Annotated in this window: 9 protein-coding genes and 1 tRNA gene; 9 read left to right on the forward strand and 1 reads right to left on the reverse strand. The window is 69.2% G+C overall.

Going from position 1 to position 14545, the window contains the following annotated elements; translation table 11 throughout:
- Positions 1 to 22: 22 nt before the first annotated feature.
- The gene (gene nudC / locus EZM51_RS09015; protein ID WP_136707928.1) at positions 23 to 988 is read left to right on the forward strand and encodes an NAD(+) diphosphatase; all 966 of its coding nucleotides are present in this window, start codon (positions 23 to 25) and stop codon (positions 986 to 988) included.
- The gene (locus tag EZM51_RS09020; protein ID WP_211195865.1) at positions 973 to 2760 is read left to right on the forward strand and encodes an ATP-dependent helicase; all 1788 of its coding nucleotides are present in this window, start codon (positions 973 to 975) and stop codon (positions 2758 to 2760) included. Before nudC ends, EZM51_RS09020 begins: the two co-directional genes overlap by 16 nt.
- Before the next feature lie 872 nt (positions 2761 to 3632).
- Here the strand turns inward: EZM51_RS09020 and EZM51_RS09025 are convergent.
- Positions 3633 to 4952: a zinc-dependent metalloprotease gene (locus EZM51_RS09025; RefSeq protein WP_136708085.1), complete on the reverse strand. Its 1320-nt coding sequence runs from the start codon at positions 4950 to 4952 to the stop codon at positions 3633 to 3635.
- Between the two features lie 200 nt (positions 4953 to 5152).
- Between EZM51_RS09025 and EZM51_RS09030 the strand changes: the two genes are divergently transcribed.
- From EZM51_RS09030 to EZM51_RS09060, 7 genes are all read left to right on the forward strand, one after another.
- The gene (locus EZM51_RS09030) at positions 5153 to 6283 is read left to right on the forward strand and encodes a PDZ domain-containing protein (protein WP_248305551.1); all 1131 of its coding nucleotides are present in this window, start codon (positions 5153 to 5155) and stop codon (positions 6281 to 6283) included.
- Between the two features lie 98 nt (positions 6284 to 6381).
- Complete coding sequence (locus EZM51_RS09035; protein ID WP_282568138.1) at positions 6382 to 9267, forward strand: UPF0182 family protein; 2886 nt, start codon at positions 6382 to 6384, stop codon at positions 9265 to 9267.
- Positions 9264 to 10151 (forward strand): class I SAM-dependent methyltransferase, encoded by an 888-nt coding sequence (locus tag EZM51_RS09040; RefSeq protein WP_136707931.1) that lies wholly within the window; start codon positions 9264 to 9266, stop codon positions 10149 to 10151. Before EZM51_RS09035 ends, EZM51_RS09040 begins: the two co-directional genes overlap by 4 nt.
- Positions 10152 to 10213: 62 nt before the next feature.
- A tRNA-Met gene (locus tag EZM51_RS09045) sits at positions 10214 to 10287 on the forward strand.
- Between the two features lie 183 nt (positions 10288 to 10470).
- The gene (locus EZM51_RS09050) at positions 10471 to 12429 is read left to right on the forward strand and encodes a class I SAM-dependent DNA methyltransferase (RefSeq protein WP_248305552.1); all 1959 of its coding nucleotides are present in this window, start codon (positions 10471 to 10473) and stop codon (positions 12427 to 12429) included.
- A complete protein-coding gene (locus EZM51_RS09055; RefSeq protein ID WP_136707933.1) occupies positions 12426 to 13616 on the forward strand; it encodes a restriction endonuclease subunit S in 1191 nt (396 codons plus the stop codon). Before EZM51_RS09050 ends, EZM51_RS09055 begins: the two co-directional genes overlap by 4 nt.
- Positions 13613 to 14476 carry a GIY-YIG nuclease family protein gene (locus tag EZM51_RS09060; RefSeq protein ID WP_136707934.1) on the forward strand — a complete coding sequence of 288 codons (864 nt, stop codon included), beginning with the start codon at positions 13613 to 13615 and terminating at the stop codon, positions 14474 to 14476. Before EZM51_RS09055 ends, EZM51_RS09060 begins: the two co-directional genes overlap by 4 nt.
- Positions 14477 to 14545: the final 69 nt, after the last annotated feature.

Consider the following 14545-nt stretch of genomic DNA (forward strand, 5'->3'; position numbering starts at 1 on the left):
CAGACGTGCAGAGAGGTGTCCAGTGCGCGAAACGACCGCCCCGCCCCTCGCGCGCGCCGCCATCGACCGCGACGGCGAGGCCCGCGCCGACGACGACTTCGCCGAGCATTTCGACGCCGACCCCCGGGCTCGCGTCATCGCGATGCACCGCGGCCGGGTGCTCCTCGCCGAGCGCGTCGACGGCTCGGATCCGGTGCTCGACTTCCGTCGCCCGGGCGAACTGCCTGAGCCGCAGCTGCGCTGCTACCTCGGTCGCACGGTGACCGACGATGGGACCGTGCCGGCGGGCACGCCCGTCGAGGTCCGGGTGTTCGATGCGGATGCCGCGTCGCGCGTCGAGCCCGAGCAAGCGCGTTGGGCGAGCCTGCGTGCGGCGGCCCCCGTGCTCGGCGACCGCGACGCGGGACTGTTCACCGAGGCGGTCGCCCTCGCGAACTGGCACGAGTCGAGCCCGTTCTGTCCACGCTGCGGATCGACGACGACGGTGATCCAGGCGGGCTGGGCACGCAGGTGCGACCGGGAGGACACGCTCCTCTTCCCCCGAACCGACCCCGCCGTCATCGTGCTCGTGACCGACGACGAGGATCGCGTGCTCCTCGGCTCGAACGCCCTCTGGGAGCAGAACCGCTTCTCGCTCCTCGCGGGGTTCGTCGAACCCGGGGAGTCGCTCGAGGCGGCCGTGGTGCGCGAGATCGGCGAGGAGGCCGGGCTCGTCGTCGACCGGGTCGAGTACGCGGCGTCGCAGCCCTGGCCGCTGCCCGCCAGCCTCATGATCGGCTTCACGGCACGGGCGGCCGCGAACGCCGCGGCCGCCGATGCGAGGCCCGACGGCGTCGAGATCCTGGAATTGCGCTGGTTCACGCGCGAGGAACTCTCAGGCGCGAACCCCGACATCGGTCTGCCCGGCGGGAGCTCGATCGCCCGGTGGATGCTCGAGCGCTGGTACGGTGGCCCGGTCGACGAGGGGATGCCGTGGATCACGTCGTGATCGCGGCATCCGACGATCCACTCCTTCGCGCCCTCGACGACGACCAGCGCGTGGTGGCCGAAGCCCTGCTCGGCCCGGTGTGCGTGCTGGCCGGCGCCGGAACCGGCAAGACCCGGGCGATCACGCATCGCATCGCGTACGGCGTGGCATCCGGTGCCTACGACCCCGCCCGCGTCATGGCGCTGACCTTCACGGCGCGCGCGGCCGCCGAGCTGCGGGCCAGGTTGCGGGTGCTCGGCGCCGGGGGAGTGCAGGCGCGCACGTTCCACGCCGCGGCGCTCGCGCAGCTCAACCACTTCTGGCCGCTCGTGGTGGGCGGCAGCGCCCCTCGCGTGCTCGAGTACAAGGGGCGTGTGCTCGGCGAGGCCGCCGAACGGCTGAAGCTGCGCGTCGATGTGCCCACGCTGCGCGATGTCGCCGCCGAGATCGAATGGCGCAAGGTGAGCGCCCTCGGCATGGACGACTACGAGCGCCGGCTCGCGAGCCGCGGCGCGCCGGGCTCGCTCACCGCCGACCAGATGCTCGCCCTGATCGCCGGCTACGAGCAGCTGAAGGACGAGCGCCGCGCGCTCGACTTCGAGGACGTGCTGCTCGCGACCGCCGGCATGATCGAGTCGGAGCCGTCGGTCGCCATGCACGTGCGCGAGAGCTATCGGCACTTCGTGGTCGACGAGTACCAGGACGTGTCGCCCGCGCAGCAGCAGTTGCTCGACCTCTGGCTCGGCGGTCGCCGCGACGTGTGCGTGGTCGGCGACGCGAGTCAGACCATCTACTCCTTCGCCGGCGCCACGCCCGAGTACCTGCTCGACTTCGAGCGGCGCTACGAGGACGCGACGGTCGTGCGCCTGGAGCGCAACTACCGGTCGACGTCGGCGATCATCGGCGTCGCGAACCGGCTCATGCGGGGCCGGGCGGGCGCGCTGCAGCTCGTGTCGGTGGCCGGTGAGGCGGATGGGGCGACGGATGCCGCGGCGACACCCGTCGTGGAACCCGACGTGGTGTCCTACCCCGACGAGCTCGCCGAGGCCCGCGGGGTCGCCACCCGCATCCGGGAGCGCGTCGACGCCGGGGTCCCGCCCGAGTCGATCGCCGTGCTCATGCGCGTGAACTCGCAGTCGGCGATCCTCGAGCGGGCGCTCGACGACGTCGGCGTGAGCTCGCGGGTGCGCGGTGCCGTGCGCTTCTTCGACCGGCCCGAGGTGCGCGAGGCGGTGCATTCGCTGCGCGCGGCGGCGCTCACGATCGCGGGCGAGCCGCTCTTCAAGTCGGTCAGCGACGTGCTGCGTTCGCTCGGCTGGACCGTGCAGCCTCCCGAGGGTCCCGGCGCGGTGCGGGCGCGGTGGGAGTCGCTGAACGCGATAGCGCGCCTCGTCGACGACGCGCCCGAGGGCACGACGTTCCGGGAGTTCGCCGACGAGTTGCGGGCGCGTGCCGAGGCCCAGCACGAGCCCACGGTGTCGGCCGTGACGCTCGCGACGCTGCACTCGGCGAAGGGCCTCGAGTGGGACGAGGTGTTCATCGTCGGGCTCACCGAGGGCATGCTGCCGATCTCGTACGCGAAGGGGTTCGACGCCGTCGACGAGGAGCGGCGACTGCTCTACGTCGGCATCACGCGGGCACGGCGCCGGCTCGCGCTGAGCTGGCCCCGCGGGGGCGGGGGGCAGCGAGGCGAACGGGAGCCGTCGCGGTTCCTGCAGGAGTTCGGCACCCGCAATCGGGATGCGGCTCGTGGCGTCGCCGCCGGGGGAGGGCGCCCGGTCGCTCCAGCGTGAGCGAGGCGGCGGCGAGACCGGTGCGGCCGTGCGCGAGGCGGTCGTCGACGACGGCCGCGGCGAGCGCGCTCGCGTCGAGCGCGGCACGCGGGGTGCAGCTGGCGGCGGGTCGCCCCGCGAGCTGCGCCGCGATCACCGGCCACGCGGCGTCGGCGTCGCGCCTCGTGAGGTCGAGGCAGCGCAGGCACGGCCCGGTGCCGGGTTCGACGAGGGGGCCCACGCGCGCGCCCGTGTCGTCGAAGACGATCACGAGGTGGGGTACGTCGCGGCGGAGGAACGGCAGGTAGCTCGCCGGCGGCACGACCCAGGTCGCCGAGATCACGGCCAGGGTCGCCGTCTCGCCCGCGTCGCGCGCGTCGGCCACGTCGTAGCCGAGCGTCGTGAGGCTCGAGGTGAGCCGGCTCCGGACCAGGCCCTCGGCGTCGAGCGCCACGAGCGGCGGCGCGGCGGCCGGCTCGGTGGCCGCGGCGGCCGTGGTGGCCGGCGCGGGCTCGGTGGCGGGGGTGGCAGGCGTGGCATCGAGGCGGCGTTCGGCGCGGAGACCGGGTTCCGGCTCCGGCAGGAACGCCGGCTCGAGCAGCTCGAGCAGGCGCTGCACCTGCTCGGCCGTCGCACCGAGGCCAACGCCCATGGTGAGGAACGTCGACCGGCTCACGCCGTGGCGCAGCGCCGCGAGCAGGTTGGCCTCGAGCTCGCCGGCGTCGGGGAGGATGACTCGGGCCGCCGTCGCGCCGAGCTGCAGGTCGGTCGGCGAGCGCCACACGAGGGGCAGGGTGGGGTCGATCCGCGGTGCCATGCCGGGAGCATGCCCGAGATCACGTCGGTCTCGCGGCATCCGTCCACAGGCCGGGCGGAACCGGAACCGGGCACACTCAGCCCGTGGGCTCCTCCCCGTCTTCACCGGGTGCGGCCGGGGTCTCGCCGCGGAGCAGCTGCTCGAGCGCCTGGTCGAACTCGTCGTCGGCGTCGGACTCCGCGGTGCGGGTGCCCGTGAGGCGGGCGACGAGCCCGCTCGGGTCGTCGAGGTCGGCGGCCGTCGGGAGCAGGTCGGGGTGGGCCCAGAGTGCGTCGCGACCCTCGATGCCGACGGCCTCGGTCACGGCGCGCCACATGGCGGTCGCCTCGCGCAGCCGGCGTGGACGGAGCTCGAGTCCGACGAGCGTCGCGAACGCCGACTCGGCGGGGCCGCCCGACGCGCGGCGACGGCGGATCGACTCGGCGATGGCATCGGAGCGCGGCAGGCGCCCCGTGGCATCCGCGGTGACGGCGTCGACCCAGCCCTCGACGAGCGCGAGCATCGTCTCGAGTCGGCCCAGCGCGGCCTGCTGCGCCTCGCTCTTCGGGCGGATGAGCGCGCCGTTCACGACGGCGTCGCGGAGTTCCTCGGTGTTCGACGGGTCGAAGCCCTCGGCGAGCTGTTCGAGCCGGTCGGTGTCGATGTCGATGCCGCGGGCGAAGGCGGTGATGGCGGTGATCAGGTGCAGGCGGAGCCAGCGAGCGTGCCGGAAGAGCCGGGCGTGCGCGGTCTCGCGCACGGCGAGGTAGAGCTCCACCTGGTCGTGCGGGATGTCGAGTCCGTCGCCGAACTCGGCGACGTTCTGCGGCAGGAGTGCGGCGCGGCCGTCGGTCTGCAGGGGGATGCCGATGTCGCCGCCCGAGACGACCTCGGTCGCGAGCTGCCCGACGACCTGGCCGAGCTGCATCGCGAACAGCGCGCCGCCGATGCCGCGCATCATGCGGCTCGCGCCCTGGATCATGGTGCGCAGCTCCTCGGGCGCCTGCTCGGTCATCACGCGCGTGAGGGCGTCGGAGATGCTGAGGGCGACGGGCTCGGCCAGCTGCGTCCACACGGGCATGGTGGCCGTCACCCACGCGCGACGGGTGAGCAGCTCGGGGGTCTCGGGGAGCGCCGAGAAGTCGACGGCCTCGTCGAGCCAGAGCGATGCGACCTGCAGCGCCTGTTCGAGGCGCGCCCGGTCGTCGTCGTCGATCTGCCGCTGGCCGGATGCCGCGCGCTGCTCGCCCTGGCGGAGCGCCACGCTCCAGTCGATGCCGTCGCCGCCGCGGTTCATGGCCTGCTGCAGTTGGCCGAACAGCGCGGCGATGCTCGCCGGATCGTTGGGGAGCCCGGCGGCGCCCGCGAGTTGCGAGGCGTCGATGCCGCCGGCCCCCGAGAGCAGTTCGCGGAGCATCTCGCGGAACTCCTCCTCGGGATTCCGGTCGCCAGGCTCGTCGTCCTGATGGGCCACGTGAGCCACCTCCAGTCGCGTCTCTTCAACCGTAGCGCCGGCTCAGGGGACTGGTCTGGGAAATGGCCTAGGCTGGGTCTTCCGGGTGTCCGCCCTTCGCGAACAACGCCCGTACGCGATCAGGCACCGCCGGGAGGACTGGGTTGAGCATCTTCGACGATGAGACCCCGTTGTCCGAAGACCGTCGGCGCGCCGACCCCGGCGCGACGCGACGCCCTCTCCGGCAACGCATCGGCGGGTGGGCCCTCGCCGTGGCCGCCGTCATCGCCGTGCTGTTCGCGCTGCTGCCCTCCCCGTACGTCATCGAGCAGCCCGGACCGATCTACGACACCCTCGGGGTGGCCGAGCGCGGCAACCGGGAGATCCCGCTCATCGAGATCCCCGACGAGCAGACCTTCCCGACCGACGGCGAGCTCAACCTCCTCACGGTGACCGTGCTGGGCCGGCCCGGCCGGACGCCGAACTGGCTGGAGGTGCTGGGCGCCTGGTTCGACCAGACCCGCTCGGCGGTGCCCATCGAGGTGTTCTTCCCGCCGGGCCTGAGCGAGGCCGACCGCGACGCGCAGAACGAGGCGATGATGGTCGACTCGCAGCAGGACGCGATCGCCGCGGCACTCGTCGAGCTCGGCTACGAGTTCCCGCGCGAGGTCACGGTCGCCGACGTCGTCGAGGGGTCGCCCGCCGAGGGGCTGCTCGACGAGGGCGACGTCATCGCCGAGGTGAACGGCGTGCCCGTGCACGCGGTCGAGGAATTGCGGGAGGCGGTGCGGCAGAACGGCACGGATGCTCCGGCGAACCTCGTCGTGGTTCGCGACGGCACCGAGCAGACCGTCGCCGTCACGCCCGTCGAGCGCGGCGGTGCCGTGGTGCTCGGCGTCGGGGTCCGCATGCGCTACGAGTTCCCGATCGACGTCACCCTGCAGCTCGACGATGTCGGCGGACCGAGTGCCGGCATGATGTTCGCACTCGGCATCGTGGACAAGCTCACCCCCGGCGCGATGACGGGCGGCGAGATCATCGCCGGCACCGGCACCATCGATTCGGCCGGCGCGGTGGGTCCGATCGGCAGCATCCGACAGAAGCTCTGGGGCGCCGACGGGGCGGGCGCCGACTGGTTCCTCGCACCCGAGTCGAACTGCGATGAGGTGACCGGGCACGTCCCCGACGGCCTCACCGTCTTCGCCGTGTCGAGCCTCGACGAGGCTCGATCGATCGTCGAGGCGGTCGGCGACGGCGCGGACCTCTCGGGATTCGCCTCCTGCCCCGCGTCCTGAACAGCCGGTTCCAAGGCTCGCGACCATAGGATGGAATCTCGATCCCATCGCGACCGAACACGAGGCCGAGATTGTCAGCACAGCCGCAAGCACCGAGGATTCCGCGCCGCCGCGCCCCCATCGTCATCACGATCGGGGTGGTGGCAGCACTCGTCATCGCGTTCTTCGTCTTCGTCGGACTCTACGCCGACGTGCTCTGGTACGACCAGCTGGGCTTCCTCGAGGTCCTCACGACCGAGTGGATCGCACGCCTCGTGCTCTTCGTCATCGGCTTCGTCGCCATGGCGGTGCCCGTCTGGGCGTCGATCCAGATCGCGTACCGTACGAGGCCCGTTTACGCGAAGCTGAACTCGCAGCTCGACCGCTACCAGGAGGTCTTCGAGCCGCTCCGGCGCCTCGCCATGTACGGCATCCCCGTGGTGCTCGGCGTGTTCGCGGGCGTGTCGACGTCGACGCGCTGGGAGCTCTCGCTCATGTGGCTGAATCGCACCCCGTTCGGCACGACCGACCCGCAGTTCGGGTACGACGTGGGGTTCTTCGTCTTCGAGCTGCCGTTCTACCGCTCCATCGTGGGGTTCGCCTCGGCGGTCGTGCTGCTCTCGCTGCTCCTCGTCGTCGCGACGGCCTACCTGTACGGCTCGATCCGCGTGAGCGGCCGCGAGGTCGTGATCTCCAAGTCCGCTCGCGTGCAGATCGCCGTCACGACGGGCGTGTACCTGTTGCTGCAGGCGGTCAGCATCTGGTTCGACCAGTACGCGGCCGTGTCCGAGTCGGGTCCGATCATCACGGGTGCGGCCTATACCGACGTCAACGCCGTGATCCCGGGTCGGGGCATCCTCGCGGCGATCGCGGCGGTCGTCGCGGTGCTCTTCTTCATCACCGCGGCCATCGGGCGTTGGCGGCTTCCGCTCGTCGGCACCGCGCTCCTCATCGTGTCGAGCCTCATCATCGGGTCGCTGTACCCGTGGGTCGTGCAGCGGTTCCAGGTGGACCCGAGCGCGAAGACGCTGGAGGCGCCGTTCATCGAACGGGGTATCGAGTCAACGCGTGACGCGTACGGCGTGGCCGACATCGAGGTGATCCCGTTCGAGGCGAAGACCGACGCCGAGCCGGGCGCGCTGCGAGCCGACGCCGAGACCACCGCGAACATCCGCCTGATGGATCCGCTCGTGATCAGCCCGGCGTTCCGGCAGCTCGAGCAGTTCCGCCAGTACTACCAGTTCCCCGCGGAGCTCGACGTCGACCGCTACGAGATCGACGGAAGCACCCAGGACACCGTGGTGGCCGTACGCGACCTCGCACTGGAGGGCCTGGGCGACGCGCAGACCTGGTTCAACTCGCACATCGTCTACACCCACGGCTACGGCATGGTGGCGGCGGCGGGCAACCAGCGCTCGGTCGACGGGCAGCCCGTCTTCCTCCAGTCCGGCATCCCGTCGACGGGCGTGCTGGGCGACTTCCAGCCGCGCGTGTACTTCGGCGAGGGCTCGCCCGACTACTCGATCGTCGGGGCCCCCGAGGACGCCGACCCGATCGAGCTGGACTATCCGGCCGGTGGCGACAGCGAGCGGGAGACCCGCACGACCTTCGAGGGCGACGGCGGGCCGAAGCTCGACAACGTCTTCACGAAGCTCGTCTACGCCCTGAAGTTCCAGTCGGAGCAGATCTTCCTCTCCGACGCCGTGAACACCGATTCGCAGATCCTGTACGATCGCGACCCGCTCGAGCGTGTGCGCAAGGTCGCGCCCTATCTCACGCTCGATTCCGACACCTACCCCTCGGTCGTCGACGGCCGCCTCGTGTGGATCGTCGACGGCTACACCCTCACCGACCAGTACCCGTACTCGAACAAGGTCAGCATGAGCGAGGCCATCGCCGACAGCGAGGGGCTGCCGGCGACGCTGCCGTTCGACGAGGTGAACTACATCCGGAACTCGGTGAAGGCCACGGTGGACGCCTACGACGGCTCGGTGACGCTCTACGCCTGGGACGAGGACGACCCGATCATCCAGACCTGGCAGAAGATCTTCCCGGCGGCGATCGAGCCGATGAGCGAGATGTCGGGCGAACTGCTGAGCCACGTGCGGTACCCGGCCGACCTGTTCAAGATGCAGCGCGCGGTGCTCGGCCGCTACCACGTGACCGACCCGGGGTCGTTCTACTCCCGCGAGGACGCGTGGACCACGCCGAAGGAGCCGACGGCCGGCGCGAACACGACGCTCCTGCAGCCGCCGTACTACCTGACGATGCAGATGCCGGGGCAGGATGCGCCGTCGTACTCGTTGTACTCGACGTTCATCCCCGAGGCCCGTGGCGAGCAGAGCCGCAACGTGCTGCGCGGGTACCTTGCCGTGAACTCGGATGCCGGGTCGACCGACGGCGAACGCGGGGAGGACTACGGAAAGCTCCGTCTGCTCGCGCTGCCCGAGGATGACAACGTGCCGGGTCCCGGCCAGGTGCAGAACCAGTTCGACGGCGACCCGAGCATCTCGGCCCAGCTGAACATCCTGAAGCAGGGCCAGTCCGACGTGATCAACGGCAACTTGCTCACGGTTCCCGTGGGCGGCGGCCTGCTCTACGTGCAGCCGGTCTACGTGCAGTCGACCGGCAGCACGAGCTATCCGCTGCTGCAGAAGGTGCTCGTCGCGTTCGGCGACCAGATCGCGTTCGAGGACACGCTCGATCTCGCACTCGACGTGCTGTTCGGCGGCGACTCCGGCGCCGACGCCGGCGACAACGAGGTGGAGCCCGACGTCGAGCCCACGACGCCGCCCGAGGACGGCGAGCCGACGACCCCCGTCGAGCCGACCGACGAGGTGCAGGCGCTCCTGAACGAGGCGAACCAGGTCCTCCAGGAGAAGCAGGCCGCGCTCACGGCGGGTGACTGGGCGGCGTACGGCGCGGCCGACGAGCGGCTCGCCGAGATCATCGAGCAGTTGCTCGAGCTCACGCAGACCGAGACGACCGCCGAAGAGTCGCAGTGACCGGTTCCGTCGACCTCCGCGGTGGCGACTGGCTCGACGATAACCGCGCGAACTGGGACGAACGGGTGCCGATCCACGTGGCATCCGACTTCTACGACCAGGACCCGCTGCGCGCGGGCGGGAGCGTGCTCGACCCCATCGCGCGCGCGGGTGTCGATCGGCTGTTCCCCGATGGGCTCGCGGGCGTTCGCATCCTGCACCTGCAGTGCCACTTCGGCTCGGACACGCTGTCGCTCGCGAACCTCGGCGCGAGCGTGGTCGGGCTCGACTTCTCGCGTGCGGCCGTCGAGGAGGCCCGGCGCATGGCGGCGGAGATCGGCCTCGATGGCCGTGCGCGGTTCGTCGAGGCCAACGTCTACGACGCCCGCCAGGAACTGCCCGATCCCGGATCGTTCGACCTGGTATTCACGACCTGGGGAACGATCGGCTGGCTTCCGGATGTCGCGGAGTGGGCCCGTATCGTCGCCTGGTTCCTGAAGCCCGGCGGGCGCCTGTACTTCGCCGACGGGCACCCGGCGGCGTACGTGTTCGACGGCGAGGGCGGCGCGGGCGGCATGCCGACCTTCCAGTATCCGTACGTGAACGCCGATCCCGACGTGATCGACGACCCGAGCGACTACGCCGACGCGGATGCGAAGCTCGTCAACGACCGCACCTGGGAGTGGGTGCATCCGCTCGACGAGATCATGGGCGCGCTGCGTGCGGCGGGCCTCACGATCGACGACTTCGTCGAGCACTACGAGGTGCCGTGGCAGATCTTCCCGATCGCCGTGCCGAAGGGCGACGGCATGTTCGGGTGGCCCGCCGAGCGGTGGCTGCCGCTGTCGTACGAGCTGGTCGCGTCGGCGCCGACGGAGGGCCCAGCGGATTCCGCCGACTCCTGAACCGGCGAGGCCGTGCTCGATTGGACGGCCGATGCATCGCCTGCTAGTGTTATCTCTTGTGCCGCGGGGTGGAGCAGTTCGGTAGCTCGCTGGGCTCATAACCCAGAGGTCGTAGGTTCAAATCCTGCCCCCGCAACAGATGAAGGCCCGGAATCCAACGGATTCCGGGCCTTCGTGCTTGCCGCCGCGAGTCGTGCCCGCGCCCATTTCGGGTGACAGGTGCGCGATCGAGCCACCTCCGATGCCCACATGTGGAATCGTTCTACTGGGTGACCCTCCGCACCCCTCGCACCGCGGCATCCCGAAAGGCGCTTCATCGTTGAGCAACAACCACGCCACCTTCATTTGGTCGATCGCCGATCTGCTGCGCGGTAGCTTCAAGGCGCACCAGTACGGCGACATCATCCTGCCGTTCACGGTGCTTCGCCGCCTCGATGCGGTGCTCGCGCCCACGAAGCAGGCGGTGTTCGCGGCGGTCGAGGAGGCGAAGCGCAATGAGCTCCCGGTGCGGGCGACCTACCTCAAACAGAAGGCCGGTCACCGGTACTCGTTCTGGAACGAGTCGAAGTTCGACCTGAAGACAGCGCTCGGCGATTCCGAGAACCTGGCATCGAACCTGCTCGACTACGTCAACGGGTTCAGCGAGAACGTGCGTGACATCTTCGCGAAGTACAAGATCGAGGACCGTCTCGCCGAGCTCGATGAGCACGACCTGCTGTTCCTGGTGACCCAGCGGTTCGCTGAGGTCGACCTCTCGCCGGCGAACGTGCCGAACGAGGAGATGGGCCACATCTTCGAGGAGCTGATCCGAAAGTTCGCGGAGGCCTCGAACGAGACCGCTGGTGAGCACTTCACCCCCCGTGACGTGATCGAGCTCATGGTCGACGTGCTCCTCGCCCCAGAGAACGAGACCCTGGCGACCCCGCACATCGCGCGCTCGATCTACGACCCCACGGCCGGCACGGGCGGCATGCTCAGCGTCGCCGAGGACCACATCCGTTCGGCCAACCCGACCGCGACGCTCACTCTTGCCGGGCAAGAGATCAACCCGCAGTCGTACGCGATCTGCAAGGCCGACATGACCGTGAAGGGTCAGGCGGTCGACGCGATCGTGTTCGGCGACACCCTCCGCAACGACGGCCATGAGGCTCGTACCTTCAACTACTGCCTGTCGAACCCGCCGTTCGGCGTCGACTGGAAGAAGCAGCAGAAGGATGTCACGCAGGAGCACACGCTTCGCGGCTACGCGGGCCGGTTTGGGCCGGGTCTGCCGCGCGTGTCAGACGGGTCGATGCTGTTCCTTCTGCACCTGATCTCGAAGATGCGCCCCACCGACGAGGGTGGCGGGCGTGCGGGCATCGTGCTCAACGGCAGCCCGCTGTTCACCGGCGGCGCCGGGTCGGGGGAGTCGAACATCCGCAAGTGGATCCTCGAGCGCGACCTGCTCGAGGCGATCATCGCCCTGCCGACCGACATGTTCTACAACACCGGCATCGCCACCTACGTCTGGATCCTGTCCACGAAGAAGGAACTGAGACGCGAGCGCAAGGTGCAGCTGATCGACGGCAGCAAGCTGTTCCGTAAGATGCGCAAGGGCCTCGGCTCGAAGCGTAACGAACTCGGCGAGCAGAACATCGCCGACATCGTGAAGCTCTACAGCGACTTCGACGAGACGAAGCAGTCGAAGATCTTCCCCCGCGAGGCGTTCTTCTACCGCACCATCACCGTCGAGCGACCGCTCAAGCTGGCGTTCCAGGTCACGCCCGACCGTATCGAGGCGGCGCTCGCCGAGAAGGCGGTCGCCAAGCTCGATGAAGGCGAGCGGATGTCGCTGCGCCGCGCCCTCGAAACGCTCGACGCCGCCCGCACCTACAAGAACCGCGACGCGTTCACGAAGGAGCTGAAGGCCACGCTCAAGGATGCCGGGCTCACGCTCCCAGCCCCGGCCATGAAGACGGTGCTCGCGCAGCTTTCCGAACGGGATGACACTGCCGATGTCTGCACCGACACCAAGGGCAGGCCCGAACCCGACCCGACATTGCGCGACACCGAGAACGTGCCGTGGACGGAGGACCTCCACGAGTATTTCGCCCGCGAGGTCACCCCGTTCGCACCCGACGCGTGGATCGACGAGTCGAAGACCAAGGAGGGGTGCGAGATTCCCTTTACGCGGCACTTCTACGAGTACGTGCCGCCGCGCCCGCTCGAGGAGATCGACCGCGACCTCGACGTGGTACTCGGGCGGATCCGCGCGCGACTCGAGCAGGTGCGTGCGTGATATCCACCGAAGAGAGCGCCGAAAGTTGGCCATTGGTGAGACTTGGCGCACTGGTCCAGTTCAAGAGCGGTGACGCCATCTCGGGCGAGAAGATTCGGGATGAAGGCGACTACCCCGTTTTCGGTGGGGGCGGCTTCCGCGGCTACACGGACACGTACAACACCATGGGAGACCGTGCGCTCGTCGGCAGACAAGGTGCACTCTGTGGCAATGTCACGTTCGCGCGTAGCCGCTTCTTCGCGACTGAGCATTCGCTCGTGGCGCACCCGCGTACCGCCTTCGACGCGCGATGGCTCGCGTTTCTTCTTGAAGCAATGAACCTTCGCCAGTACTCGATGTCTGCTGCACAACCGGGGCTCGCGGCGGAGAATCTGGCGCAGCTTCGAGTCCCAGTGCCGCTGATTGCGGAGCAAGAGGCGATTGCAGAGTTCCTCGATCGGGAGACGGCGGAGATCGACGCGTTCATCGCGGATCAGGAGGAGCTCATCGCCCTGCTGACGGAGCGCCGCGCCGCGACGATCAGTCACGCAGTCATCAGGGGGCTCGATCCTTCCGCCCAGACCGCTCCCACTGGCGTAAATTGGCTGGGCGACATTCCGTCGCATTGGACGGTGCGTTCGGCCATCGCGATCGGTCGTACATTCGGCTCCGAGCCCATCGCGGAAGATGAGCTTGCCTCCGAGGGGGTGATCGCCTTCCTCAAGGTCTCGTCGTTGTCCTCCTCGTCGCTCCAACTTGAGTCGATCGATTGGTATGTGAACGACAGCCAGCGAGCCGTCACAGGCGAGTTTGTAGTATTTCCCAAGCGCGGTGCGGCCATCTTCGGGAACAAGGTCAATGTTGCGACTGGTCCCGCGGTCATTGATCCGAATCTGATGGGCTGGCAACTCTTTCCGTCAAACAGCCCGAGGTACTTCGCATATGTTCTCAAGTGCGTACGTCTCGAAGAGCTCGCCGACGTCTCGACCGTTCCACAGATCAATGTGAAACACCTCAGGGAGCTTCGCTTGCCGGTACCTCCGGTTGATGAACAGGTTCGGATTGCGCACCACATCGACAGGGAGGTCGGGGAACTCGATGCCGCAATCGCCGACGCCAGCGAAGCGATCGCCCTTTCCCGCGAGCGACGCGCCGCACTGATCTCGGCAGCGGTGTCGGGCAAGATCGACGTGAGGAGTGCCGCGTGAGGCCGCAGACGATCCAGATCTTCCTGCCGACGGGCGATCCGAGCGGTATCCGGCAGGCGGAGATCACGACGCGTACGGTGCGGGTGTACGACGTTCCTCGCTCGGAGTTGCGGCGATTCGCCGGGCTCTCGGCGGCGCACCAGCCCGGCGTCTACTTCCTGATCGGGGAGGAGTCCGACGAGGCATCCGTCGACGATCGGCCGCTGCTCTACATCGGCGAGTCCGACGATGTCAGCGTGCGACTCGGTCAGCATGGCGCCGATGCGGCCAAGGCGTTCTGGAATCGGGCGCTCGTCGCGGTGTCGCTGACCGACAGTTGGACCAAGGCGCACACCCGTCAACTGGAGTTCGACGCGCTCGCGAGCGCCGCGAGTGCTGCGTCGCATCGTCTGCAGAACGGGAACACGGGGTTCAGCCGCAAGCTCCAGGACCCGATCGCCGCGGACTGCGCCGAGTACTTCGAGACGATCGAGGTGCTGGTCTCGACGCTGGGGCACGACTTCCTCGAGCGCGCGAAGAGCGCGGGCGAGGTGGGCGCCGACGACACCTATTCGATAACTGCCAAGGGCGCGACGGCGCGGGGCACGTACTCTGCGGCCGGGTTCACGGTGTTCCGTGGCTCTGGCGCGAACGCGGTCGTCAATCGCGAGGCGCATCCGCGAGTGCACTCGGCGCAGGGGCGCCTGCTCGCCCAGGGCGTGCTCGAAGCGAATGGAGACGGCTTCGTCTTCACACGCGACCACACCTTCACGTCGCCATCGGGCGCGGCCGACGTCGTGTTCGGCCGGTCCGCGAACGGATGGACGGAGTGGAAGACCGCCGACCGACGCACGCTGGATTCTCAGGTGCGAGTGCAATGAACGACGGTCGCGGTTGTACCGATAGCGTGACAATCGTTCCATATTCGTGACATTCGTACCAGAATCGTC

The organism is Agromyces sp. H66 (genome assembly GCF_004959775.1).
GTDB lineage: Bacteria > Actinomycetota > Actinomycetes > Actinomycetales > Microbacteriaceae > Agromyces.